The sequence below is a fragment of the Bradyrhizobium sp. UFLA05-153 genome, from assembly GCF_054185185.1.
The window spans coordinates 102,465-127,087 of the sequence record NZ_JBBIAM010000014.1; the positions used below are offsets into that span (position 1 = coordinate 102,465).

18 protein-coding genes, 7 pseudogenes and 1 riboswitch are annotated in these 24,623 nt (G+C 58.9%); of the genes and pseudogenes, 9 read left to right on the plus strand and 16 right to left on the minus strand.

Translation table 11 applies throughout. The features are described 5' to 3' along the window. Nucleotides 1-27: 27 nt before the first annotated feature. From amoA to Q2941_RS11335, 8 genes and pseudogenes are all read right to left on the minus strand, one after another. A complete protein-coding gene (amoA, locus tag Q2941_RS11300; protein ID WP_458192522.1) occupies nt 28-885 on the minus strand; it encodes a bacterial ammonia monooxygenase, subunit AmoA in 858 nt (285 codons plus the stop codon). Nucleotides 886-1,010: 125 nt separating this feature from the next. Continuing rightward, the gene (amoC, locus tag Q2941_RS11305; protein ID WP_458192523.1) at nt 1,011-1,802 is read right to left on the minus strand and encodes a bacterial ammonia monooxygenase, subunit AmoC; all 792 of its coding nucleotides are present in this window, start codon (nt 1,800-1,802) and stop codon (nt 1,011-1,013) included. A 91-nt stretch (nt 1,803-1,893) separates the two neighbouring features. Next, entirely contained in the window at nt 1,894-1,998 is a 105-nt protein-coding gene (gene pqqA, locus Q2941_RS11310) for a pyrroloquinoline quinone precursor peptide PqqA (protein ID WP_283021219.1), read from the minus strand. 721 nt (nt 1,999-2,719) lie between these two features. Continuing rightward, a pseudogene (locus Q2941_RS11315) lies at nt 2,720-2,833 on the minus strand (FAD binding domain-containing protein); the annotation flags it as partial. Between the two features lie 16 nt (nt 2,834-2,849). After that, nucleotides 2,850-3,163, minus strand: a pseudogene (locus Q2941_RS11320) (molybdopterin cofactor-binding domain-containing protein); the annotation flags it as partial. Nucleotides 3,164-3,542: 379 nt separating this feature from the next. After that, a complete protein-coding gene (locus tag Q2941_RS11325; RefSeq protein WP_458192524.1) occupies nt 3,543-3,827 on the minus strand; it encodes a DUF3892 domain-containing protein in 285 nt (94 codons plus the stop codon). Continuing rightward, on the minus strand, nt 3,820-4,062 hold the full coding sequence (locus tag Q2941_RS11330; RefSeq protein WP_458192525.1) for a hypothetical protein: 243 nt from the start codon (nt 4,060-4,062) through the stop codon (nt 3,820-3,822). The genes Q2941_RS11325 and Q2941_RS11330 overlap by 8 nt, the downstream gene beginning before the upstream one ends. 374 nt (nt 4,063-4,436) lie before the next feature. Continuing rightward, nucleotides 4,437-5,009: pseudogene (locus Q2941_RS11335) on the minus strand (IS630 family transposase); the annotation flags it as partial. A gap of 77 nt (nt 5,010-5,086) precedes the next feature. On the opposite strand from Q2941_RS11335, the gene Q2941_RS11340 reads away from it, so the two are divergent. Continuing rightward, entirely contained in the window at nt 5,087-6,259 is a 1,173-nt protein-coding gene (locus tag Q2941_RS11340; protein WP_458192526.1) for an IS110 family RNA-guided transposase, read from the plus strand. Nucleotides 6,260-6,724: 465 nt separating this feature from the next. On the opposite strand, the pseudogene Q2941_RS11345 reads toward Q2941_RS11340, so the two are convergent. Further along, a pseudogene (locus Q2941_RS11345) lies at nt 6,725-7,267 on the minus strand (helix-turn-helix domain-containing protein); the annotation flags it as partial. On the opposite strand from Q2941_RS11345, the gene Q2941_RS11350 reads away from it, so the two are divergent. Then, a complete protein-coding gene (locus tag Q2941_RS11350; RefSeq protein ID WP_458192527.1) occupies nt 7,266-7,499 on the plus strand; it encodes a LexA family transcriptional regulator in 234 nt (77 codons plus the stop codon). The pseudogene Q2941_RS11345 and the gene Q2941_RS11350 sit on opposite strands and share 2 nt — an antisense overlap. 610 nt (nt 7,500-8,109) lie before the next feature. Further along, nucleotides 8,110-8,415, plus strand: a complete 306-nt coding sequence (locus tag Q2941_RS11355) for a class I SAM-dependent methyltransferase (RefSeq protein ID WP_458192528.1) — start codon at nt 8,110-8,112, stop codon at nt 8,413-8,415. Nucleotides 8,416-8,876: 461 nt separating this feature from the next. Here Q2941_RS11355 and Q2941_RS11360 read toward each other — a convergent pair whose 3' ends face one another. Further along, complete coding sequence (locus tag Q2941_RS11360; RefSeq protein ID WP_458192529.1) at nt 8,877-9,920, minus strand: IS110 family RNA-guided transposase; 1,044 nt, start codon at nt 9,918-9,920, stop codon at nt 8,877-8,879. Nucleotides 9,921-10,379: 459 nt separating this feature from the next. Here Q2941_RS11360 and Q2941_RS11365 point away from each other — a divergent pair. Beyond that, nucleotides 10,380-11,288: pseudogene (locus tag Q2941_RS11365) on the plus strand (NEL-type E3 ubiquitin ligase domain-containing protein); the annotation flags it as partial. Nucleotides 11,289-11,307: 19 nt separating this feature from the next. Continuing rightward, entirely contained in the window at nt 11,308-12,036 is a 729-nt protein-coding gene (locus Q2941_RS11370) for an NEL-type E3 ubiquitin ligase domain-containing protein (protein WP_458192530.1), read from the plus strand. 76 nt (nt 12,037-12,112) lie between these two features. Here Q2941_RS11370 and Q2941_RS11375 read toward each other — a convergent pair whose 3' ends face one another. Then, nucleotides 12,113-12,517 (minus strand): hypothetical protein, encoded by a 405-nt coding sequence (locus Q2941_RS11375; protein WP_458192531.1) that lies wholly within the window; start codon nt 12,515-12,517, stop codon nt 12,113-12,115. Between the two features lie 82 nt (nt 12,518-12,599). Between Q2941_RS11375 and Q2941_RS11380 the strand changes: the two genes are divergently transcribed. Further along, nucleotides 12,600-13,718 carry an IS110 family RNA-guided transposase gene (locus Q2941_RS11380; protein WP_458192532.1) on the plus strand — a complete coding sequence of 373 codons (1,119 nt, stop codon included), beginning with the start codon at nt 12,600-12,602 and terminating at the stop codon, nt 13,716-13,718. 704 nt (nt 13,719-14,422) lie between these two features. Continuing rightward, a pseudogene (locus Q2941_RS11385) lies at nt 14,423-14,547 on the plus strand (IS3 family transposase); the annotation flags it as partial. Between the two features lie 37 nt (nt 14,548-14,584). Here Q2941_RS11385 and Q2941_RS11390 read toward each other — a convergent pair. Further along, nucleotides 14,585-14,683, minus strand: a pseudogene (locus Q2941_RS11390) (hypothetical protein); the annotation flags it as partial. 180 nt (nt 14,684-14,863) lie between these two features. Further along, a complete protein-coding gene (locus tag Q2941_RS11395) occupies nt 14,864-15,694 on the minus strand; it encodes a class I SAM-dependent methyltransferase (RefSeq protein ID WP_458192545.1) in 831 nt (276 codons plus the stop codon). Between the two features lie 965 nt (nt 15,695-16,659). Here Q2941_RS11395 and Q2941_RS11400 point away from each other — a divergent pair. Next, nucleotides 16,660-16,836: a hypothetical protein gene (locus Q2941_RS11400; protein WP_458192533.1), complete on the plus strand. Its 177-nt coding sequence runs from the start codon at nt 16,660-16,662 to the stop codon at nt 16,834-16,836. Between the two features lie 855 nt (nt 16,837-17,691). Here Q2941_RS11400 and Q2941_RS11405 read toward each other — a convergent pair. The 3 genes from Q2941_RS11405 to Q2941_RS11415 all read right to left on the minus strand — a co-directional run bounded on the left by Q2941_RS11405 (nt 17,692) and on the right by Q2941_RS11415 (nt 22,618). After that, nucleotides 17,692-18,846 (minus strand): ribonucleotide-diphosphate reductase subunit beta, encoded by a 1,155-nt coding sequence (locus Q2941_RS11405; RefSeq protein WP_458192534.1) that lies wholly within the window; start codon nt 18,844-18,846, stop codon nt 17,692-17,694. 10 nt (nt 18,847-18,856) lie between these two features. Beyond that, a complete protein-coding gene (locus tag Q2941_RS11410) occupies nt 18,857-21,760 on the minus strand; it encodes a ribonucleoside-diphosphate reductase subunit alpha (protein WP_458192535.1) in 2,904 nt (967 codons plus the stop codon). A gap of 123 nt (nt 21,761-21,883) precedes the next feature. Continuing rightward, nucleotides 21,884-22,101: riboswitch (cobalamin riboswitch) on the minus strand. A 328-nt stretch (nt 22,102-22,429) separates the two neighbouring features. Then, nucleotides 22,430-22,618 carry a glycosyltransferase gene (locus tag Q2941_RS11415; protein WP_458192546.1) on the minus strand — a complete coding sequence of 63 codons (189 nt, stop codon included), beginning with the start codon at nt 22,616-22,618 and terminating at the stop codon, nt 22,430-22,432. Nucleotides 22,619-22,789: 171 nt separating this feature from the next. On the opposite strand from Q2941_RS11415, the gene Q2941_RS11420 reads away from it, so the two are divergent. After that, entirely contained in the window at nt 22,790-23,920 is a 1,131-nt protein-coding gene (locus tag Q2941_RS11420; RefSeq protein WP_458192536.1) for a hypothetical protein, read from the plus strand. The last annotated feature ends 703 nt before the right edge of the window (nt 23,921-24,623 follow it).

Here is a 24,623-nt window from a genome sequence, read left to right on the forward strand (position 1 = left end):
TTGGAGTCCTCCACAGTCCCAGCAGGATCATTCGGCTGCGACGAAGCGCCCTTGCAGGCTGGTGCCGTCTATGGCTTTTTGGGCTGTCTCAGCTGGCTCATCCTTATCGGTGAGCCCCATGAAATTTTTCAGGGTGTTTGGCGTCGTTACCACACGAGCGAGGAGCATTCCGATATGCCACCACGCCAAATACATCAGTATGGATACGAACGCCGAGAAAAAGGACGCGATAATGGCTGAGTGGCCACCAAAAGTTCGAAGCGTGCCCCGCTCTATCAGCCGGATATACTCAGGCAGGGCGGTGCGGGTGAAGGCATAGCTGATGTAATCGCCCACGGAAACAAGCTGCCCCATCACTTCTACGGGTAGCCGATATGGCGCCAGCCAAAACCAGTTAGCCGGGTAGAAAAGCAGTGCGAATGCAAAGGCGCCGGACATCGCCGTGAACAAGAAATTCCCGGTCAGCAAAAGAGCGACATCGAGGACTAGTGCGCCAGGTATCAGCAGCGCTGGAATGACCTCGCTCATCGGAAAGTACGACCACAGGTGGAAACCGAAATATCGATTTATCCACTGACCGAACAGGAGACAAACGACCGCAAATGTAGCGGCGACTGGAAGTCTAAATTTCGTCCAAAACACATACTGCAAAGCTGCAGGGAATGTTATGGCCACAATCGGAGTCAGGGTGACCCACCACTGTCTGTCTTTCCAATCGATCCACATATCCCAGTCCCCTGCGGTCAGCATGTAATGAAGGTGGAATGCGCCGGAGACGGCCAGAAAAAGGATGGCGGCGACGAGAAGGTCAAACACTCTTGAGATTCTTGCTGACTCTTTAGGCCATTCGAGCCCATACAGTCTCACAGACGTTCCTCCTTGCATGGCTTCCTCCTAATTCTTTTACCGAGTTGAGATCGACCTTCCTGGAAACCGACGCCCGACATGATTACAAGACGGCATGCTTTGCACATGCCGGGCTGTCAGCGATTAATGGTTCATAAGTGGTTTCAGCGCTGGGTGGCGACCGAAACTTCGTCCTCTCGGGAAAGCCGCCCGATCACTTCAAGCATGTGCATCGCGATCTGGATCAGGAGCCCACCCAACGCCAGCACACTCCAGCCCATCACGACAAAACCCCAGTGCAAGGGATAGGAGAACACCTCTTCCATCAGGAAGAAGGCATGGCCCCACTCGTTGTAGCCCAAGTTCGGCAATATTAGAAACGGACCTACAACCGCGAGCACGAATGGAATTGAGATCTGCGTTGCGAACTTCGGCAGCCTCGTCATCGCGTACAGAAATGATCCCACGCCAAACAGCACGTAGAGTGGCATGGTGCCGTAGAACAGCACGATGTGACTCGGCGTGAAGCTTGTATCCCGGACCACAACCTGATGCCATGAGGCGTCCTGCTCGGCAAAGAAGCTGGTAGCGAACCAGACGCAAAAGGCATAGACGAAGATGAACAGGACCAGATTGAAGTAACGCCGGAGCTCTTCCCGCGATTTGAGCGCGCCAAGATTGCGGTCTCGCGTGAACCATAGATACGCCCAGGTCACCACCCAGAGCAAAGGGATGACGCTAAGCTCAACCTTCAGCAACGTCATCCAGGCGGCATCGAACGCGGGCTCAGTCGAATCCAGGCCGGCACTCCAAGCATAGACCTGCTGAAAGATGCGCCAGAACACCATCAGCGCTAGCACCGCCAGAGTGACTCCTGCTGCAAGTTTGAAATTCGCCAACGGCTGAGTACGGTCCTCAGCGGCAGACTTGGCGTTATGAGTCATCGTGATCGACATCTTGTCTCCTCCTTGAGATTGCCTCAGGTGTGGTGTTGTTTACGAGGGTAGTGCTCACTCCGATCGTTGACCGCAAGGATAGGATCTGTCTTCAAGCTCCCAGCTTTCTGGTTACCTCCTTGCGAACGGCGCACGCATACATGTTGATTTCGAGACCGACCGGTAATTCGACGATTTTTGGGGCTTTCCAGCTCATATCGATTTGCTCCTGGCTAGATGAATGCGGCGCAAAAAGTCGCGAGGACACGAGGTCCTCGCAGTGGGGGAGAACTCACCGAGTGCGCGGCAAGTGCTCGGCGAAAAAGAAACCCATGATCACGCCATCCCTGCCACCGCGCGCTGTGCCATCACCCTGATGAGATTGGCGCGATAATCCGACGATCCGCAGGAATATGATCTGACTCTTGCCTCGCCCGCTGCTGCTCTTGCAAAGCAGCGTATTGATGCATCCAAGCGTCCATATTGAACGATTCGTTATAGTTGGACTCCACACCACTCTCCCTAGATGAGGTAAATCTTCATAGCTGACCCGGAGCTAAGCCGTTCGCTCAGTCGACGACCGCAACAAAGCCAAAGAACGACAGTCCTCCCCCTTCTCTCTGTTCGCTCATTACCCGCACCCTCCTTTTGAAAGAGCGGTGCGGCACGTCGGGTTTGAACCTGGCCCGTATAGACGCAAGACGGTCCGCTTTCATCTCAAAAAGCCGTCCTGCTCCGGCTTCAATTTGGAAATTGGCCGCGCGTTCGGTCTCAGGTTACAACCTCACGCCACGTACGAATCAAGCCTTGACGGCTGTGGCGAGGCTGATTTGTGCAAGTGTCGAGAAAGCGGGTTCGCCTCGCGCTTCTTTCGTCGGAATCCGCAGAGGATCATTAACTTGAGGCTCGACGCGTGCACATACCTCAATCAGCCTCGCCATGACCGGCAGCAGCGTGTGGCCGCCGGCGAGATGCTTCGAATCTTTGCCCTTGGTGAACAGGCTCGCCGCTTCGTCGACCGAGGAGGCGCGATGATAAGTGGTCTGGTACATCTTCGTTGCTCCCTCTTTAAGCCGAGTGGATCGTGCGCCACACCCGGTCCGGGGTCGCGGGCATTTCCAGGTTGCTCTTGCCGATCGCATCCGTGATCGCGTTGATCACGGCACCTCGCCGCAGCCCTTGATGCCGAGCGGAATGCCCGGGCACAGCGTCGTGGTGTGGCTGAGCTTGAACGACGGCAGGTCATCGGCGCGCGGCATGGTGTAATCCATGAAGGAGGCCGTCACCGGCTGGCCGTTCGAGTCATAGACCGCATGCTCGAGCAGGGCCTGCCCGATGCCCTGGGCAAGGCCGCCATGGACCTGGCCGTCGTCGATCATCGGCCAGCGATGATCTCGCTCAGCGTGCCGGCGGAAGGATCGTGACGCGCTGCTGTCGTTCTTAGACTTCCCGGCGAGTATTGGGGTCATTTGCGCACCTCGAACCCGATCGAAAGCGTGTTCGCCACGGTGCGCGCCACCGAACGGTGCATAGCAAGGGAGCGCTCTCACCGAACACCGCCAGACTGGTCTTCAAATTGATCGGTGCCGCATCGAAGACTTGACGTCGGCTCAGCGGCGCAAATCACCCGCCGAGGGTCATCGCAGGTGTCAGATTCACTGACGGCATCGAGGTCACCTCTATGCCCGAACCACGCCGCCTGATCGGGCTCGTCACCCAAATTCAAACATAGCTCGCTGTAGATGCCTCTGTTACTGAAGATCACGGACAGTTAGCGAGCAGAAGAAGATTGTCGGGTTGAATGTCGTCCGCCGCCGTCTTGATGTACTTTTGCCCATCGTGCGTGGCCCACACCACATCAACCCTGCGGCCGTTTTCTTCGACATAGAACTCCCATTCGTCGCTCTCGATATCTTTGATGGCCTGATCGATGGATCGCTTCCACGGCGTCCCGTCGGGGTTAGCTCCCCCAACATGTGTGATTCTTTCGTGAGGGTTCTTTCTGTCCGTCTTGTTGACGTAGCGAATGCGTGCGCGTTTAGCCATTCTCGTCTCTCCTAATCTCTCCTAAATCTGCAAGTCCTGAGGGACCAGCATAGACCAATGGTTGGATTCGGCTGCCACCAATCCTGGTAGGTGCGGTGCTGCCCTGATTGCCTTCCAGACTATCGGTGCTCGCACCACCATCGATCCAATCATTGCCGCCCAGGCCCTGGATAAAGTCTCTGCCGGGCGTCCCATGCAAGTGATCGTCGGAGTCTGTGCCGCGGATTACATTCATGTCGTTCTCCTGTGTTGTGTCTGCTAGGCCCCTTTGATCTGCTTAGGGCCGACCAGAAGCGAATACATTTTCGATATCGGTCCAGCTGATCGCGCTATGCCCTGCATTGAAACGTGCGGGGCTTTCAGGACCAGGGTCACGGGGACCATATTTGCCGGCCGACGAGGTCGAGCGATCGCTCGACAATGCCAGATCAATGGCCTGACGCTTCTCGTTGCAGGTAGGCGACCGACCTTGACGTTCCATTCGACACCCCCGGCTCGGTGAGGTTGCTTCAGGTGTCCTGTCATTCGGAAGAGGCTAGTGTGAGAGTGCCGGCCGCGGCAAAAAACGAACTAAGCCCCCTCACGCAGCCTAGTACCTCGGCACAGTGATTATGACTCTTTGGAAGAGTTGGGATAGGCGCGGCCCATTTTGGCGCGGGCCTTGTCCGTGGTGAACATCCATTTGATGCGGGAGCGTGCGGCATTCCTCTGCCGCTCCCAAGCGGCGATTTCGCGGCGCAGTCGCTTGGGGTCGTCGATCCTGCGATCGAGGCACTGTCCGCGCAAGACGCCAATCTCGATCTCGACCATGTTGAGCCAGCTTGCGTGCTTGGGGGTATAGTGGAACTCGAGCCGGCGCAGGATCCGTCTGGCTTCGACAGGCGGGAACGCCTGATAGAGGGCGCCGGCAGAGTGGTTCGATAGATTGTCCTGGGCGACCCGGATGGTCTCGGCGTCGGGATAATGGATGTCGACGAGTTCGCGCATGCATTGGGCGTAGTCCTCTGCCGCACGTCGCTCGGTGACTTTGACCTTGCGCCAAGGGCGATGCACGTCGAGCAGGACGAAGAGATTGACGGTGCCGTTGCGACGATACTCGTAATCGTAACGTTCGAGCCCGCCCGGCTCGGCAGGGATCGGCTGGCGCGCCTCGCCGATGAGTTGCACCGGGCTTTCATCGAAGATTCCATGGGGAGTGGATAGCGACTAGGCCTGAGACCAGACTGAGGTTGCTGAATCCATTCAACCTGGAGACGACGATGTTGCTCGATCATCATTCCGACGGACCGGCCGCTATCCGCACGCAATTTGGGGCAATTTTTGTGTCGTTGGAACTGAGCCGTTCGACTTGGCTGGTTACCTCCCTGTCGCCGGGCAAGAGCGAGAAGATGTCCAAACACAGCGTGAAGGCCGGCGATATTGCGGAACTCTTGAAGCTGTTCACGGAGCTAAAGCGCAAGGCGCACGCGCGAACGGGTGAGAGCTATCCGATCATTACGATCCAGGAGGCGGGGCTGGATGGGTTCTGGCTTCACCGCAGTCTCCAGCAGGAGGGCATCGAGAGCCATGTGGTGGATCCGGCCTCGATCGCGACTCCGCGCCGGCGCAGGCGGGCCAAGACGGACAGGCTGGATGGCGAGACGCTGCTGCGGGCGCTTTTGGCCTACAAGCGCGGAGAGCCGCGGGTCTGCGCGATGGTCGTCGCTCCCTCTCCGGAAGAAGAGGACCACCGCCGGATTTGCCGCGAGCGGCGGACGTTGATCGCCGAGCAGATCGAGCATGTGAACCGGATCAAAGGCCTTCTGTTCGCGCAAGGGATATCTGATTACGCGCCGTTGCGGCGCGACCGGTGGGCGCGCCTTGAGGCCCTGCGCACGGGGGACGGGCGCGCACTGCTGCCGCATCTCAAAGCGCAGATCAGTCGCGAACTCGATCGGCTCGAACTGTTGCTCGACCAGATCAAGGCAGTGGAGGCCGCGCAGGATGCTCTCCTGGTCGAGGCGGGAAAGCCAGCCGGCGAGAAGATGGGCGCACCGGCCCCAGTCAAAATGCTGCTCGCCTTGAAGGGAATGGGCGCCAACTTCGCCGGGGTTCTCTGGTCGGAGGCCTTCTACCGCCCCTTCGCCAACCGTCGTCAGGTTGCTGCCTATGCCGGTCTTGCGGCCACGCCATGGCGGAGTGGCGGTATCGAACGCGAGCAGGGCGTGTCGAAGGCCGGCAATCCGCGGCTGCGCACAACCATGGTCCAGCTCGCCTGGCTGTGGGTGCGCCACCAGGAGCAATCGGCTCTGACGCAGTGGTTCAAGGCGCACAGCGAGCGCGGCCGCAAGCGTGCGATCGTGGCGCTGGCCCGCAAGCTGCTTGTGGCTCTGTGGAAGTACGTGACCGCTGGCGTCGTGATTGAGGGAGCCGTGATGAAGTCCGTTGCCTAACAGAAGCGCTCTCCCTCGCAAACTCAAAACCAATCTGCCGAGGCTCGATCAGCCTCGGCCGATCCGGGCGGACGAACCGATGGTGTGTATGGCCTCAAAAAGCCGCATCGAAGAATGGTCTCGTCCTCTCGAGCCTGCCCGCCGCAAGCGGAATGTTGGTGCAGTTGCCTCGCGTGACGACCGAATGTGAGTTTGATCTGGCAAGTAAACCAGATTGCCAAAAACCGGCTCGACCTTGGATCGCCATCGAAAAAAGGAGTTATCTTGGCCAGCCTACGCCCGACCACATCAGCCTGATGGCGTGCTCGATCAAGTCAAGGCCAAGCCGCTGCGCGGCGGCCCTACGGACCGGCCGTGACTTGATCTGCGCGCGCCATCTCCAAAACTCCAAGGTCGGGACGAAGAGCTGGCCTGCAATCGAACAAAGAGCTGACCGACCACCTTGACACCTCAATCCCCATGTGAGCACACCACCGGGTGCTCGGGGTCGGGCGCCTCGGCGTAAAGATCGTGCACGTCTTCCATGCGGGCGACGTATTCGCCGTCGACCAGCGGAATGCACCACATGTCGCGGCGCCAGGGTTTGAGGTCATTTTCGGCCAGGCGCCGCCGAACCGTCTCGCGGGACAGGCTCTTGTGCTCGGTGAGCTCGACCATCGCGCTTGCCAGCAGCTTGAGCGTCCAGCGGGCACGGCCCTTCGGCGGACCGGCGGTCGCCACCAGCAGAGCTTCTTCCTTACCCGTGAGTTTGCGCTCCGCGCCCGGGCGCGGCTCTTCGCTCAGCGCCCGCTCCAGATTGCCTTCCACGAAGCGGCGCTTGGTCCGGTACACGGTTGAGCCGCCCGCGCCGACGCTCCTGGCGATCTCCTCGTCGCTGGCCCCGGCATAGGCAGCCAGCAAAATCTGGGCTCGCTTGAGCTTGCGGGACGCATGCTTGCCGCCGCCCAGCAGCGTCTTGAGTTCGGAGCGCTCGATTTGGCTGAGGTCGACCCGGTAGCGTACATTCATGGCACGCCTCCTTGTTCGAGGCACGCACCAACAACTGAATCGGATGGCCGGCGTGAGTCCTTCGGCAAAAACCTTCACGCCCAAACAGGTGCAGTATCTTGCCTTCATCCACCTCTACACGCGGCTCCGCCGCAGGCCCCCGGCGGAAACCGACATGCAGGAATACTTTCGCGTCAGCCCGCCTTCGGTTCACCAGATGGTGCTGACCCTGGAAACGAGCTGGTCTCATTAGACGGCAGCCAACCCCCCGCAGCATCGAGATCCTAGTCGATTCCAAAAGCCTGCCGGAGCTAATCTGACCGTCCCCAGATCCAACCGGTCAAAATCACTGTGCAGAGCCACTAGGATTAGGAGCTGGTGCCAGAAGCTACCTCGGCCAATATCACTATAGCACAGATTATGCCGTAGACGGGCGCGCGGCTTCGCGCATCATCAACGCATTCTCGGATCGACCGTTCGATTCTGAGGCGATAGCATCACACGGAATTAAACTGACGTCGAAAGATGTTGCGCGTCGTTACACTCTGCTTGGCCTCACATTGTCAGCTTTAAGCAGAAAGAATTACGCTGCGATATTCGGACGAGCACTAGCAGATGATTTTGGTGAAGAACTCAAGGCGCTCGAGTCTTTGCGACTCGTCAATTTGGCAGATGATGATGTTTGTCAGCTTACTCAAAAGGGGTTCAAATATTCAAGCATTATAGCTCGGATGTTTTACTCCGACACGATGGTTAGTCTTGAGGAGCAATATCAGGCGGTTTGAGGTTCAATATGAAAGAGGCGGTGAATTCACCTTGTTGGTGGGATTCCGGCTACGCCGACCACAACGTTTCGTCTATGGGTGGTCCTAGCCTCGAAATCTTCGAGATCGCGAGGGCGCAATGCTCTCTATCTGGCCCATTTTGATCATCAGGTGATCGCGACTGACATCTCTGAAGCCGCTATCTCCAAGCTGAACCGGCTCGCAGGCGATCTTGGCGTGAACATTACGAGCGGAGTTGTTCGCGTTGAAGATTTCCGGCCGCCCGCTTACCTCGACGTCCTTATAGCGCATTCCGTATTGCGTTTCACGGAACGGAGCGTCTGGAAGCCGCTCGTCACGACCTTCATCGGCAGGACTCGGCCCGGAGGATTTCCCCGCGGATAACCTGTCAATCGGCCCTTTAATTGCCTGCCCAGCACGGGACATGCAGGAGGTCTTCAGCCACTGCGTAGATAGACTTGTGCACGGGCGGCGGGCGCCATGATGGCACGTTGGAAGGTCTCCGGCAGGAGTACAAGAGCAGACCAAAAACGTGCTTCGGCGGCCTTGACACCATCTATGGACCACGCCCGCATTGCAAGAGGAATCGACAAAGGGATGAAGCGGTTTGCGCCAATCTATCCGGCTTCGATTTGAGGCTGTCGCCCCGAGCCATTATGGATATCCGCCCGCTTCTGTCCTCAATAACTCGCCGGCCTCAAGGAGGGCCATGGAGTCGAACCAGGCTTCAGAAGTGTCGGTGGAACCGTTTCTCCATTCGTCCTTTCCGTCTCGCAAACCTCGGCGGGATAGTGTGCTATTCCCGATCGGATTCTAGATCTTCCTTCCTTCCCGGGTCGGACGTCCTACGCAGCGTGGCCCAGGAAGCTCGCTTCGTAGTCACGGCCTTTTGCGAGCATGGTCCAGGCCATCCGCGCGAGTTTTGCGGCTAAGGCGACAACCAGTACATTCGAGTGAAGCCGCTTCGATGCTGCCTCCAGCCAGGCTCCGAAGCCGTGCCTGGCCCAGGTTTTGCGCTGCAGCAGTACGGCTCTGGCTCCCTGAATGAACAGTGTTCGTAGATAGCGGTTGCCGCGTCTTGATATGCGACCGAGAATGGTTCGATCACCGGTCGAGATTTGTTTCGGTACCAGACCAAGCCATGCCGCAAAGTCGCGGCCCTTCTGGAACGCATCACCAGTTCCGATCGCGGCGATCATCGCGCTTGAGATGATTGGCCCGACGCCCGGCGCACTCATCAGGCGGCAACAATGCGTATTTTGCTCCGCGATCTCGTTGATCTCCTTGGTGACTAATGCGACGCGACGGTCGAGATAGCGCCAGTCCTCGGCCAAGTCCTGGATGAGCCGAACCACCTGAGGTGACAGGCTTTCCGAAGGTATCGAGAGGATTTGGGGGAGTGCCAATCGGAGTGCTGCCGCTCCCTGCCGCACTGGTAGCCCTCGCTCAAGTAAAAAGCCCCGGATTTGATTGATGACCGCCGTCCTCTGCGTCACCAATCGACTGCGAACTCTGTGGAGTGCTTGCAGATCAAGTTGTTCGGCCGACTTCACTGGGACGAACCGCATTGTCGGGCGCTGCGCGGCCTCGGCGATCGCTTCAGCATCCCGAAAGTCATTCTTGTGACCTTTGAGGTATGGTTTGACGTACTGTGCCGGCAACAGCCGTATTTGATGGCCTAATTTCTCGAGCTTGCGCCCCAGATGATGTGCGCCTGCACACGCCTCCATTCCGATCAGACAACGCGGAACATTGGCCAGCGACTGGTCAAGCTGATTTCTCGACCGCTTCTTACGTAGCGTGATTGCGCCTGTGGCATCGAGACCAACGACGTGGAATGTGTTTTTCCCGAGATCGATACCGATCGTGACAATGTTCGTATTCGACATGGCTTGCGCTCCTGCTGCTGCCCCGCCGGGCTCTACGTTGCCGCTGAGAGCGGGCGTGGTCCATGCCATTAACTCATGCGAACTTTCTCGTCGGAGCTCACGCTTCTCGAATGCTCAAGCGCTTCGGGGGCGTGAAATATATCGGCAGCAGAACAACTTATCTTCACTGTTCCAAATCGTATAGCGACGATCATGCCGGCTTCGGTGCCATCGTTGTCACCTTACGGCGAGAGGCTCTGTCAGCTTATCGAAAGCTAAATGTCTTAGGCTCTAAAATGTGTAATCGTGGACTGAGTCTGCTCAGTCTCGTTAGGGGTAGGATGGATCCTTTTGAGGCAGGACAGATTCAGCGCGACGGTGGCATCCCTTCTGCATCTTCCGCACAAGAGGGCCGGCAAAACGAGGCCGCGGCGCAATGGCAAGGAGTCGTGACGGGCTATGCAGCAGCAGATTCAGTCCATGCGGAGGAATTGGGCTGCTGAACCTGAGGTGGGCCCGCTTGAGGATCGCGAAGAAGCAGTCAGGCGAGTGAATGCTCGGGGTGAGGCCGGACTTAATCTCGAATCGTTGTTCCTTACTGGTCTGCCCAGGCTTCCGAACGATATCGTCGTACTCGATGTTCCCTTGAACCGGCTTACGAGTCTGCCCGATAGCCTCCCTGCTTCGCTCCGGCGTCTCAACATCAGTGCCAATCAACTGACCAGCCTGCCTGCGCTTCCGACCGAGCTCAGAGGCCTCGACGCGAGCTCTAACCGGCTGAGAAGCCTGCCTGAGGTGCTACCTGCTGCGCTCCAGTTTCTCGACGTCCGCCACAATCAATTGACTAACCTGCCCGAGCTCCTCCCTGCGCCGCTGCAATTTCTCCACATCTGCCACAATCAGCTGACGAGCCTACCGGAGGTCCTTCCAGCTTCGCTCCAGTTTCTCGATGTCAGCGACAACCGATTGGCGGGTCTGCCGGAGGCCATCCCTGCTACGCTCCAATTTCTCGACGCCAGCGAAAACCAGTTGACGAGTCTGCCCGAGGATCTGCTGACGCGGTTGGGCGCTGATGCCAGCATAATTCTGACTGAAAATTCCCTCACGGAGCAAGTGCTGACGAATTTGGATACAATTCTAGGGGCTGAGGATTACGTCGGTCCGAGCGTCCAGCTTTCGCGCGAGGACGAAAGTGAACTGTCCGCGACAGACGACGAGCAGGCCGAAGCTCTCACTGAAGCAGTCGCAGACTGGCTCAGGGGCAGTCCGAAGGAGGGCGACAGAGAGGTGCTGGCAGCCTGGGAGACTTTTGCAGAAGAGCCGGGCGCCCGGGAATACGCGCTTTTCCTCGACAAGCTGTTGGAGTCCGTCAACTCTGGTAATGAAGAATTCCGGCAGTCGGTGGCCAATGATCTGCGACAGGCGGCGAAAAACCCGCAATTGCGTGCGCAGTACTTTCAACTGGCCCCTCGACGCCAACCAGAGCTGCGAGGATCGCAGAACTTTAACCTGGAACGGCATGAAAACCGCACGGCTCATCGCGGACGTCGAGAACGGCCTCTACGACAACACGGCACGTCTTCCCGATCTCGTGCATCTGGGGCGCGTCATGTTCCGCCTAGACGCGCTGGAGGGGATCGCGCGCGAGAAGGCTCACTCGCTGCGCTCCGTCTACGACGTCGAAGACATCGACGCCATTGAGGTCTATCTTACGTATCAGAACAAGCTTCGCGATCGGCTGGCACTGCAACATGTCGCGCCGGACATGCGCTACTTTGACGTCTCCGGCGTCACAGAGGCGGACGTTGACAGTGCAGAAACATCCGTGCGGAGTAAGGAGGCGGAGGAGTTCGCCGGCTATTTGGCGACGGACTGGCAGCCTTGGGACAATGTTGTGCGCCGCATCGCACCTGAAGACCATGCCGCGACGCAGGAGCAGCTCATTGATGCGATGGGGCAGGAGTTCGACAGCCGACTGGAGCAACAGCTCGCCGACAAAGGCCTGGTCGTGGTTGAAGCTGAGCTCGTCGACGATGCCAAGCGGGAGTTAGGGGCCGCGGTTCGCAAGGAAATCGCCCGCGAGATCAAGGGCGCTCTGAGAGACAAGGTGCTCAACGATCACGGCTTCAATCTGTGAAGCTGCCTGGCTGCAGGAGGCTTTCTCGATTGCCTCGGAGCGTCCGCCGACGGGTAGGTCCGTGATTAGCTTCCACTCAATGGGTTTCCGGCCCTTTGGCGCACCGCGCTCGCTGGCGTGGATTACCGTCAGGTCGAGGGCGGGATAACGGTTTTTTCTTTCCGATCGGAGGCAAGACCGCGATCCGCTTGAACTTGATCTCCAGCACGGCTTTCGTCATCTCGCCCTTGTCGTCGCGCACGTCGATGTAATGCAGACCCTTGACGCTGGTCTCTTCCATCTCGGTCGCAATCGTATGGCCGCCATCGCCTGCCAGCCGATCGACGCAGGCGCGGACAAGGAAGTGAGCGCCAGGCTCTTGCGTCAGGCAATACAATTCGTAGATGTCGCTTTCGCGGTCGCCGATATGAATGCAACGCTCCGGCTGTCCGAGCCGTTCGATCGATTGCCAGAGATTGTCGAGACTGTATGTCCCTTCCACAACTGAGGCGACTCATCCCTCGATGTTGCGACGAGGGTCGCCCGGATGGACCGGGCAGAGCCTCAAACAAGGAGGGGGAGTCGTGGGTCATCATACCGAGGCCTTTGTCGGAATCGATACGTCAAAATTGCGCAATGCAGTAGCAGTTACCGATAGCGGCCGTGGCGGCGAAGTCCGATATCTCGGGGAGTTTCCTGCCACGGAGGCGGCGATCCAGAAGCTCATGGCAAAGCTTGCAGCGAAATACCATCATCTGACGTTTTGCTATGAAGCAGGGCCGACGGGATATGGTCTCTACAGACTGCTCAAGAGCCTCGGCCACGAGTCCCTGGTGGTGGCCCCCTCGCTCGTTCCGAAGAAGGCCGGCGATCGGGTGAAGACGAACCGGCGCGATGCCGTAAGCCTCGCCAAACTGTTACGCGCGGGCGAGCTCACCGCGGTGTGGGTGCCGGATGAGCGGCATGAAGCCATGCGCGATCTCTCGCGCGCCCGTCAGGCCGTGAAGAAGGACCTCCAGGGCAAGCGTCAGCAGATCTCGTCCTTGATGCTACGGCTGGAACGCATCTATCCGGGCAAGACGACCTGGGGACCGGCCCATATGAAATGGCTGATGGCGCAGAAGATCGAGCATCGCAAGCAGCGCATAGCATTCGAAGAGCTACTTGAGGGGATACGCCAGGAAAGCGAGCGCGTCGAGCCTTTGGAAAATGCCATCCGCGAGACGGTGCCCGAGTGGTCGCTGGTCGAAGTTGTCGCGGCCCTACAGGCAGTGCGTGGGATTGATCGCATTGCGGCTGTGTGGGTGCTGGTCGAGATCGGTGATCTCTCTCGCTTTCAAAATCCGCGCGAGCTGATGGGCTATCTGGGTCTCGTGCCCTCAGAAAGCTCAACCGGTGACAAGGTCAAGCGCGGCGGCATCACGAAGGCCGGTAATGGACGGGCGCGACGCATTCTTGTCGAGGCGGCCTGGAGCTATCGATATCCGCCGCGCGTGAGCCGAGACAAGCAGCCAAAGGTGGATGCCGCACCGAGGCGCGTGCGCGAAATTGCGTGGAAAGCGCAAACCAGGCTGTGCGGGCGCTTCCGGTCACTCGAGCGGAAGGGCAAGCGGCGAACCGTAATCGCCACCGCGATTGCCCGCGAGCTATCCGCCTTCATTTGGGCGATCAATCGCGAGCTCATGCCACATCGACAGGCGTAACATCGTCGCGAGGCCGTGGACCGCTCGAGTCGTGAGGTGCGCTCGACCGGCCCACAGCCCCCTCCGTTGTAACCAAAATCGGGGGGATAGTCGCAGACATCAATCGTGCAGAAGTGAAGGCGCGCGAAAATTCGAGGCCTGCTCCCCTTCGCCTGACCAAACTTCTGAGCGGCTGGGTGAGGATATTCCTTTGAATTTGCTACCCGTGTTCGTCCTGCCGGGATCGCCATCTCATTTTGCCGCAGTCTTCTCAATGTCTGAGGTTGATTTTGGCTCACGTGGTTTGAAGATGAGCCAACAGCTGTACCCGAAATGATCTTCGCACCGGCGTTCTCCGCCAGCTGGGGATTCAGATTTCGCGAGAGCGATTCAGAAATTTGTCGCTGCTTACGCAGGCGTGGTGCAGAGAGTTCAATGAGTTCGGCTCCCTTGATACGCACATTCTTGCTGAGACGACCGCGAAAAATGCGGCTCAAACTGAAGCAGAGTCAGCGATCAGACGAAGAGAAGACAAACGGGCCGGGCAAGCATCACCCGCTCCTCGGAGCCCCCGCCCGCCCCTCCCGCGACTGGTCAGCTGTGGACGCCCCGCAAGATGCAAGCGGTTTTTTTTGAGAAGATCGGCACGTAGTCGGATGCTGCCATCTGTCCGGCCCCTGATGCAGTGATGGAGCTGCGGGCCCGTATGGGAGTTCGCGGACCGGATCCTCGGAATTTTGAAGGAGCACGAGGCTGGCATTTCGGTCGCCGATCTGACGCCAGCATTTACAAATGGAAGGCCAAGTTCGGCGGAATGGACGTCTCCGAGGCCAAGCGGCTGAAGACACTGTGGTCTTCAACAGCGTGGTCTTGCCAGATCCCGAGCTACCTACGAGCTCGACGAGCGAACCTTGCTGCACGTCGAGCGATATGTTGGACACGGCAGCACTCCGTCCTCCATCCACCGTAGGACTTCGACACAGCATCGATCTCGATATACGGCACGGATGCAGATGGGTTCGAAATCGGCAAAGCTGTCATGAGCAAAGCGTCCCTGTAGACGACCGACCTGACAGAAAGGGACCATGAAGGGAGTCAGGGCATGATCCGCTTGGTTGCCCGGCTCTCTGGCTCAGACCCGCGGCTGTGTACGGAAAACAAGCCCGTCACGGCTCCAACGCGACCTGCAAGCCCTCGTTGCCTTCAATATGAACATAACGGGGCCCGATCGGCCGCCCCCTGCCGCTGGCGACAGTGACGATGTCTTCCAAGGGGGCGACGTGAGCATCCGCTTCAGGGCGGGACAAGATCAGATCGGCGTGAAACAGCCCCTCCGATTCAAGACCATTCGCATCGACGCCAAGAGCCGCCAAGGCGGCCAGACTACTTTCGAACTCCTCCGCATCGCGAAAGCGACGCTGAATAAATGTCGCGCCGGTCAGGCGTTCCGTCACAAGGCCATGCTTCGCGAACGTCGCAGCCAACGAATCGAACGGGAACATTCGCAGGACGAAGGAGACGATCCATGGCCGCTTCTCTGTTGCATCGAGGATTTTGCTGAACGTCTTTTCGGTGACGTAGCCGATGCAACCCGTCGACATGATGACATCAGCGGAGCGGATAGCACGCGCGCTGTCCGCCGATAGGGACTCACGTTCAAGATCGGCGACAATGCCCTGTTCAAGAAGACCAACACCCGTTGCATAGCTGATCGCCGGCGCCGATATATCGAGACCAATAAATCGCGCCAGGCCGACATCCGGCCAGGAGGCATAGAAACTGCGATCGAGACGCACCAGTGTCTCGGAACTAATCGCCCTCATCTCGCGTCGCGCGTAGCGGTGACGCAAGCCGCCGAAGGTCAGCGGAAACCGATGCACCGCGGCGTTGATGCCGTATGAGCAGCCAACATCGAGCACGGTCGGCGTAAGGCCGGTTGCCGAAGCTTTCGCTGCCAGAATTTGGCGCACCACCGGCTCGGCCACGTCCGGAATCATATAATCTAAGTCTCCCAGCACAGAGAAATATGCCCTGGGATCATCCAAGGCATAAATGTCATCGAAGACGGCCTTAGACTGATTGATGCGCGAAAAATCTAATCGCAACCCGATGTCTCCCATTTCACTTTACAAGCCACTCGACGGCTGCTGCCTTCGAGTCATCGGTGCCTTATTGCAGAGATTGACCGATGCATAAACCCCATCGCACTTCGTCGGTCTTGCTTGCGAAGCAGAGGATCTAGCCTCCTATCGCAGAGCACGTATGAGAAGATGAAGTGGTTCCCCAAGGCTGCCACGAGAATTCTTCGGCATTCAAGTTGCGACTTTGAGAGCTTCTTGAGTGTCGAAAAGCAACGATTTGCCATGACCACACGTTGATGGCACGATTATGGAGCGAGCATAGAGCTGTGCGCTGCATCGCTCGATCCTGCTGATCGTCATCGGCCCGATCGTTGGACGCGACAATGCTGAGATAATCCTGGATAGGAAGCGTACCGCCAATTCATTTCTCCATCGCCGAGGTGGTAAGCACCGTCCACCTTCGCCTCCGGTCACGCACGAGGATGCACTTCGGTTTGCAACCGACGTAGTCCGCCAAGCATTCAACGCAGCAGAGGCTCGACAGCCACCTTCAGAGAATTCTTCTTGATATTAACGAAACGAAGCTTTGTGCGGCTAGCTAGGGGCTAGCCTTCGATGGCTTCGCTGCGGCCCGGCGCTCAGCGGTGCGACCGTCCTGCAATTCGAGAGGCCGTGCCGCCACAACGGTGGAACAATCGGCACGCGGTGCGTCGCCGTGGAGCATGCACCGCGTGCCGCCGAAGCTCGTGCCAGTGCGCGGGCGACCAGCTCGCCGATACTGGTCGCCTCTTCCACGAGCATCAGTAGGTTGCGTATGCCGCATCCACCTGACGAGAAGCTGACGGGGCGGCCACTTGCATCTGTCTGGTCCGGAGGCAGCCATGACCATAATTGAGCTGTGCGAGACCTATTGCGCGCTGGAGGTGCAAATCACGCGCCTTCGTCGGCGATCTGTCCCGGCGATCGGCGGTGCATTTCTCGGCATGCTAGTGGGTTTTTATGCGCAAGAGGAAGAGACGTGGAGCCGGCAAGCAATGACGGGAGCAAGTCTTTACTGATTAGCGCAGCCGCAAAGCCGCACAGGCCGACCAGTATGAGGACGGCTCCAAAGACTACGGTGAGCCAACTCGTTTGGATCGCTTGCCCCTTGAGTTCTTCTCTCTTCGCCATAGCACCCCAGCTTTGTCTTGATGTTCACTTCATCCCCAAAAAGTCGCCCGCCCATTTATCGTCCCTTCAAAACAAAGGGTCGGCCCCGTCGCGTGTGGCAACGGGGCCGTCGCAAATCAGTGCCATTAGTGCAATTCTTTTTCGCGCGGTTTGCGGGGGACAAGGCGCCTTTCCGGAAAGCCAAGATCCAAGGTCCGCGTCTGCTCGAAGTTGTCGCTGCTCAGCCGAACAATCAGGTTCTGCAGCGAGCGGTCCCCTGCGGCGACGGGCAGAACAGACTGTCCGATTTTTTCGCCCTAGTATCCTATTCTACGACGAGGACGTTATCGACCTTTACCATCGGATCTGCGCGCTGTATCGAATGGGGTGAAGATACATAAGTAAGGAGAAGATGCAGAAGCAAAGGAAAGTCGCCCGGTAATCCAGCCGCGCGACGTCCGATCCGAAAAACGTCGCACGAGACCCGTTTTGTTCTCAACAGACATCTGGCGAAGCTATTGGAAACCAAAGATTTTCCTTTGGTGGGCGCACCAGGGCTCGAACCTGGGACCCGCCGATGATAGCGACGGGTCGAGAACAATCAATGACTTACTGGTCGCACCGGTGGACTTCTCCGACTGAAAGTGGGCATTCGTCGCACGATCATAGCGATTGACTGCCTGCCGGGCATTCGCGCGAGCAAAGGGGCTCTCGCCGAGCCGGTGCGCGCGTCAGACCTGACGGGCGATTGCTGCTACTCGACGTCAATCCCAGCTCAGTGCACCGCCGTTCTGGTATTCGATGACGCGGGTCTCGAAGAAGTTCTTCTCCTTCTTCAGGTCCATGGCCTCCGACATCCACGGGAACGGGTTCTCGACCTCGGCGAAGACTTGCGCAAGTCCAATCTGCGCGCATCGCCGGTTGGCAATGAAGTGCATGTATTGTTCGCACAACGCAGCGTTCAGGCCGAGGAAACCGCGGGGCATCGTGTCGCGACCATAGGCGGCCTCGAGCTCGGCTGCCTCCCGGATCATGCCGCGGACCTCCCCTTGAAACTCTGGCGTCCACAAATGCGGATTTTCGATCTTGATCTGGTTGATCACATCGATGCCAAAGTTCAGATGGATGCTCTCATCGCGCAGAATGTACTGATACTGCTCGGCGATGCCGACCATCTTGTTGCGTCGGCCGAGCGATAGGATCTGTGCGAAGCCGGTGTAGAACCACATTCCTTCAAAGACGACATAGAAGGCGACCAGGTCGCGCAGGAAGGCGCGACCATGGTCCGGCGTTCCCGTCTGGAACGAGGGGTCGTTCAAATGCTGCGTATGCTTGAGCGCCCAGGCCGCTTTGTCGGTGATCGAGGGCACCTCGCGGTACATGTTGAACAGCTCGCCCTCATCCAGGCCAAGGCTCTCGACGATGTACTGGAAGGTGTGGGTGTGGACCGCCTCCTCGAAGGCCTGCCGCAACAGATACTGCCGGCACTCCGGATTAGTGAGGTGACGGTATATCGCCAGCACGATGTTGTTGGCGACGAGGGATTCCGAAGCGGCGAAGAAGCCGAGGTTGCGCTTGATCGCGCGCCGCTCGTCCTCCGTCAGGCCGTCCCGCGATTTCCACAGCGCGATATCGGCCTGCATCGACACTTCGGTCGGCATCCAGTGATTGTTGCAGCCGGAGAGGTATTTCTCCCAGGCCCATTTGTACTTCAGCGGCAAGAGCTGGTTGACGTCGGCACGGCAGTTGATCATCCGCTTCTCGTCGACCGACACGCGGCCGCCGGTGCGATCGATCGCGCCGAGACCGGTCCCATCTGCCGGCTCGAGCTTGAGCTGGGTCTGTGGGTGGAGTGCGGCGGTGAGAGCCGAGGCGGCCGGAGCGGCCGCCGTGGTTTCGGTATCGGACCAATTGAGCATCGTCATCTCCTTACTGACACACTTCACATTCGGGATCTTCGATCCGGCAGGCCTTGATACCATCGAGGTCCAGGGCTGCCGCGGCTGGCATTATGATTGGGGCATGCGAGGCCGCAGCCGATACGGAGACCGCGTTGAGTTTGCCGTCGGTGCCCTTCAGGGTCGATTTTTCGACGTGCGTGGCGCTGCGTGAACGCAGGTAGTAGGTGGTTTTCAACCCGCGCCGCCAGGCCAACCGGTAGAGCGCATCGAGCTTCTTGCCGGAGGGATTGGCGATATAGAGGTTGAGCGACTGCGACTGGTCGATCCATTTCTGCCGCCGTGCGGCAGCCTCGATCAGCCAGGCGCTGTCGATCTCGAAGGCCGTCGCGTAGAGCGCCTTCAGATCCTCCGGGACGCGGTCGATCTGGCCGACGCTACCGTCGAAATATTTGAGGTCGGACACCATCACCTCGTCCCAAAGCCCCCTCGCCTTGAGGTCGCGGACCAGGAACTCGTTCACGACCGTGAAGTCGCCGGACATGTTCGACTTGACGAACAGGTTCTGGTAGTTCGGCTCGATCGACTGCGACACGCCGCAGATGTTGGAGATCGTCGCTGTCGGCGCGATCGCCATGACGTTCGAATTGCGCATGCCGCCTGCCACTATCTTCTTGCGGAGGCGATCCCAGTCAAGCGTCGAGGCGCGATCGATTTCGAGCCCGCCGCGCGAGTCGGCAACGAACTGGATAGAGTCGAGCGGCAAAATGCCCTTCGACCACAGCGAGCCCTCGAAGCTCGGATAGCGGCCGCGCTCGGTGGCGAGATCGGAGGATGCCTCGATGGCGTGGAAGGAGATCGCTTCCATGCTGATGTCGGCGAAAGCGACCGCCGCTTCGGACGCGATCGGGATACGCTGGACCTGAAGTGCCTCCTGGTAACCCATCAGGCCGAGGCCGACGGGACGGTGGCGCATGTTGGAGCGGCGCGCCTCCGGGATGGTGTAGAAGTTGATGTCGATGACGCTGTCGAGCATCCGCACCGCGGTCGTTACCGTCCGCTTCAGCTTGGCCCGATCAATGCCGCCCGTCCCGACATGGCTGAGCATGTTGACGGAGCCGAGATTGCAGACTGCGACCTCGTCCACCGACGTGTTGAGCGTAATCTCGGTGCAGAGGTTCGAGGAATGGATCACGCCTATGTGGCGCTGCGGCGAGCGCAGGTTGCAGGGGTCCTTGAAGGTGATCCAGGGATGGCCGGTCTCGAACAGCATGGTCAGCATGCGCCGCCAAAGGTCGGTCGCACGCACGGTCTTGAACACACGCATGCCACCGGCCTTCGCCTTGGCTTCATAGGCCTCATAGGCCGCCTTGAAGGACGTCCCATACAGATCGTGCAAATCGGGCGTCTCGTCCGGCGAGAACAGCGTCCACTCATCGTCGGCGTCGACGCGCTGCATGAACAGGTCCGGCACCCAGTTGGCGGTGTTCATGTCGTGGGTGCGGCGGCGGTCATCGCCTGTGTTCTTGCGCAGATCGAGGAATTCCTCGATATCGACGTGCCAGGTCTCCAGATAGGCGCAGACCGCGCCCTTGCGCTTGCCGCCCTGGTTGACGGCGATCGCGGTGTCGTTGGCCACCTTCAGGAACGGGATGATGCCCTGGCTTTCGCCGTTGGTGCCCTTGATGTGGGCTCCGAGGCCGCGCACAGGTGTCCAATCGTTGCCGAGGCCGCCGGAGTACTTTGCGAGCAGCGCATTGTCCTTGATCGACTTGAAGATGCCATCGAGGTCGTCCGATACGGTGGTGAGGAAGCAGGACGACAGCTGCGGGCGCACCGTGCCGGAATTGAACAGCGTCGGCGTCGAGGCCATGAAGTCGAACGACGACAAGAGATCGTAGAACTCGATCGCCTTGGCTTCGCGGTCGATCTCTCGAATTGCCAGGCCCATCGCCACGCGCATGAAGAAGGCCTGCGGCAGCTCGATTCGCTTGCCTTGCTGATGCAGGAAATAACGGTCGTAGAGCGTCTGAAGGCCGAGGAACTGGAAGTTCAGGTCTCGCTCAGGCTTCAGCGCCGCAGCGATGCGGCCGAGATCGAAACGGGCGAGTTCGGGATCGAGCAGTTCGGCTGCGATCCCGACCTTCACATAGGCCGGAAAGTATTCGGCATAGCGCGTCGCCATGTCGGCCTGCGAGGCCGACGTCGTAACGCCTTGGACATGCGACAGTACCTCGCCGCGGAGCTTGTCGAGTAGCAGGCGCGCGCTGACATAGGCATAACTGGGCTCCTGCTCGACCAGCGTGCGCGCGGCCATGATCGAGGCCAGCGCCAGCTCGTCCTGGCTGATGCCGTCGTAGAGATTGCGGGTGGTCTCGGCCAGCACGGGGGCTGCGGAGACGCCGTCGAGACCGGCGCAGGCCTCATTGATGATCAGCTCGAGCCGGCGCGTGTCCAGACCGACGCGCGAGCCATCCGGCAGCGTGACGTGAAGGGTCGATGCGGCGACGGGCTCCGGCTGCGCGGCCGCTTCCTCGGCGCGCTGGCGGGACCGTTCCTCGCGGTAGAGCACGTAGGCCCGGGCGACCTTGTGGTGCTCGCTGCGCATCAAGGCGAGTTCGACCTGATCCTGCACGTCCTCGATATGAAAGGTGCGCCCCTCACCTGCGCGGCGCATCAGGGCTGCTACGACTTCGGCCGTCAATTGCTCAACGCTCTCGTGAACGCGGCGCGAAGCAACCGCAGTGCTGCCCTCTACCGCGAGGAAAGCCTTGGTCATCGCGACCGCGATCTTGGCGGAATCGAACGGCGAGACCTTCCCGTTGCGGCGAATGATCTGCATGGCCGGCTCGCTGGAAGCAGCCGCAAGTGACTGTGGACGCAACTGGATGATGGGTGCGGAAGCGGTGTCCGCGTCGTGCAGGTTCAGTGACATCAAAGGGCCCCGTGATGCGCGCGTTGTGTTTGGACGGGGCGATAAGGAAGGACGCTGCCGGAACGCCGGCAGATGCGTTGCCGGACGATGCGTGCAAGCGACCGCCGGGACACCCCGCCCGTGGACGTTCAGATCGTCACGGCAGGTCTCCTGGCTCGCAGGTCGTTGCTTGCTTCCTGTCTTCCCGGCGCAGGCGCACCAGTGACGTTGTCCGGAAGCAGCTCGCTGCTGACAGTTGCGGGGGCAGCGCCGGAATTCCGCACCAAAGGCGCAGTTCACCGGCTTCCCTCTTAGCCACTACATCTTGCGGACGCAGTAGGACCGTGACCCCCATATATGGAGATATTCGAGGCAAGCTGTCAATGATTGATTTCATGGGGCGCACGCGGACGGCCCATCCCCCATCAGTTATCGAGTATTGACGAACTCAAGAACGCTTCTGATCGTCGCCACCATAGTCAATTCGCACAGCCGGCTAATGCTCTCAATCCTTGCTCATAGCGAGAAAGCTTTTTACGCGCGTCGAGGCTTCTCTCGGCGCCGGCTCTCGCAGCTTGCTTCATCCCCTTCAGCAAATTCCGATCGAGCGCAAGCTTTTCAATTCTGTTGGCAAATTCGCAAATCTGTCGCGGCTGGCAAAGAAAGCCGTTTACGCCATCCTGTATAAGCTCACGGTAGTCCACCAATGGCGGAAGCAATAACCGGAACCCCGAGCGCGAGCACCTCTAGCACGACGACCGGTCGACCATCGAGCCGCGAAGGCAGCACCAGCACATCGTATGATCCAATCCATGGACGGACAGACTTCCCCAATCGTCCTTTTCTGCAAAGGGCACGAGGCGTACGCGCACCATGCACTTCCAAGCAGCTTCATCTCTGTCCTACGCCAGTGCTCTTGCGGACGATCGCAAAATCGTACCTGGCACCAAGTGAGGTGGGGCGTTCGGATCTCGGCAATCGGCTCGAGATTGTCCCAGACTTCTGAGGTCGCCCCTATATAGCCTGTGGATCAGGTCGAGATTCCAGTTTTTGAAATTCGATTTCAGTTGCACACGCACGAATGGTTTTGTTGCGTTTGTAGCCGATGGCCCATCTTTGGCCGTTCACCGCGGGCCGCCTAGACATCCCAAATCAAACCAAACGGGGCGTCAACCGAAAAAGGGCCGTCTCGTCATTGTTGCTTTAGCCATGACACCTGCGCCTGCTTCGATGATTGCGTGCAATACTCTGCGATCCGGTCAACTGACCGCGCTAACATTGATCCAAGCGACAGCAACACGTCAGCCATCAATGGATAAACTCAAGCGCACCTGTAAAGAGTTCGACATGCAACATCAGCAGCCGCCCACTAATCCGATTTGCCCTGACGATAGGCACCCAAGGGTTCCACCTAGGAATCTTGGTTGGGAGAGCAGCAAGATAGAAGAACTTCCTGCGGGGACCAAGTTCAACCATGCTAATAGGGATGGAGTGTGGGGCGGCGCGGGGCAAAGCGGGCATTCGGGCAAAGCTATTTGGATGGCCTCAGAGAATGATGTGAACGCTGCACACGGCTATGCTGGTAGTTCTGGGCGGTACTTCATTGTCGAGGCGCAAGAGCCACTCAAATTGGCGGTCATGGACGAGTGGTATGATCAAGTTGAACCTGACGAACTGAGCGCATGGGCTGCGATGGCGCAGAAGCATGGCTTGGACGGAGTGAAAACGGAATATAAGAGCTCCTACGAGGTCGTTTTGTTTGACACAAGTAAGCTTAGACGTTTGGGTGAACGTCTTCTGGGCCTTCCCGCCGAGGTAGGCGCTGTGGTCCTCCCCGAAAAGGAGCACGATCCGGAAGAGACTTGGCGGGAGATGGAAGTCTCGACGTTCTCAACTGCTGAGGATTCGAGATCGCGCTCAAGTATCAGTGGTCTGTGGTCAATGTGGGATTTCGGACGTGTCGTCGGTGGGAGCTGGGACCATGGCCACCAACCGGCCCCCGACGCGCTGATCGGCGCGTTGAACCGAATCGGCGTCCTGCCGAGGCTATTCCAGCCGACAAATTTGTACATCCGCGGTTGGCCTTATACGGCGCGATTGGACGCCGGACGACGGGAGGCAACCCCGAACAATTCGCAAGGCCACATCATTACTCTAGTTCCTCGGCTTGCACGCGGCTGAACATCAGACCCCTTTAGAACTGCTGGCGTTGGAGCGACTTCGGGTTGGTCGGCAGTTACGACCGCAGTTGCCGCAAAGTGCAGGACATCGAAGGAGTCTTTGGGCCCAGTGTCATGCATTGCCCCACCGAGGCAGGTGGATGCCGGGCTCGCGACATTTGCGCCTGGAGCCTGACGTCGGCTCAGTATGCGTCGCCTCCTGTTCGAAACAAGGTTTGCACGAGGTCTTTAGTGGCACGGCAATTGCTGGAACGTGGACGTCGGTCTCTGCCAACCCTTGTTTCTGATGTTCTTGCGACTTGGCGATCATTGCCGCAACAGAGAGCCAGCCGCGACAATGCATCCGCAAAGTCAGGCGCAATGCGGCAGGCCCGACTCGATCTGGCCGCAGTCTAACAGTTAATCCACCGGATCCGTCATCTGGTGGGACGTTCGGAGGGGAGCTGAAATGAGCATCAAAATAGGAGTCTCAGGACGGAGTTATGCGGGTCGAACATACTCCGATACTCCGGCAGAACACTCCCGGTGCTTACCACGCGGGGGTTTTGGACGCCGATGCAACCCGCGCGCAGGAGGTTGCCTATGGAGCAGTCGCCGTTTCGGCGCTCCGAAACGCTTGTGGCCGAAGTGGTCTATCGGTCGGGCGGCCGTCTCGAATTCGTGGGTCCACGCGATCAACGTCAGCGGTTGGCCGTTGGAATCGA

Bases quoted from the DNA above. Each gene is read 5' to 3' on its own strand.
- Q2941_RS11400 (WP_458192533.1), top strand. From the start codon at position 16,660: ATGACCATAATTGAGCTGTGCGAGACCTATTGCGCGCTGGAGGTGCAA.
- Q2941_RS11350 (WP_458192527.1), top strand. From the start codon at position 7,266: ATGGCACGCCTCCTTGTTCGAGGCACGCACCAACAACTGAATCGGATG.
- Q2941_RS11325 (WP_458192524.1), bottom strand. From the start codon at position 3,827: ATGGCTAAACGCGCACGCATTCGCTACGTCAACAAGACGGACAGAAAG.
- Q2941_RS11395 (WP_458192545.1), bottom strand. From the start codon at position 15,694: ATGATTCCGGACGTGGCCGAGCCGGTGGTGCGCCAAATTCTGGCAGCG.
- Q2941_RS11330 (WP_458192525.1), bottom strand. From the start codon at position 4,062: ATGAATGTAATCCGCGGCACAGACTCCGACGATCACTTGCATGGGACG.
- Q2941_RS11405 (WP_458192534.1), bottom strand. From the start codon at position 18,846: ATGCTCAATTGGTCCGATACCGAAACCACGGCGGCCGCTCCGGCCGCC.
- Q2941_RS11340 (WP_458192526.1), top strand. From the start codon at position 5,087: ATGTTGCTCGATCATCATTCCGACGGACCGGCCGCTATCCGCACGCAA.
- amoA (WP_458192522.1), bottom strand. From the start codon at position 885: ATGCAAGGAGGAACGTCTGTGAGACTGTATGGGCTCGAATGGCCTAAA.
- Q2941_RS11370 (WP_458192530.1), top strand. From the start codon at position 11,308: ATGATCTGCGACAGGCGGCGAAAAACCCGCAATTGCGTGCGCAGTACT.
- pqqA (WP_283021219.1), bottom strand. From the start codon at position 1,998: ATGAGCTGGAAAGCCCCAAAAATCGTCGAATTACCGGTCGGTCTCGAA.
- Q2941_RS11360 (WP_458192529.1), bottom strand. From the start codon at position 9,920: ATGTCGAATACGAACATTGTCACGATCGGTATCGATCTCGGGAAAAAC.
- Q2941_RS11410 (WP_458192535.1), bottom strand. From the start codon at position 21,760: ATGTCACTGAACCTGCACGACGCGGACACCGCTTCCGCACCCATCATC.
- amoC (WP_458192523.1), bottom strand. From the start codon at position 1,802: ATGTCGATCACGATGACTCATAACGCCAAGTCTGCCGCTGAGGACCGT.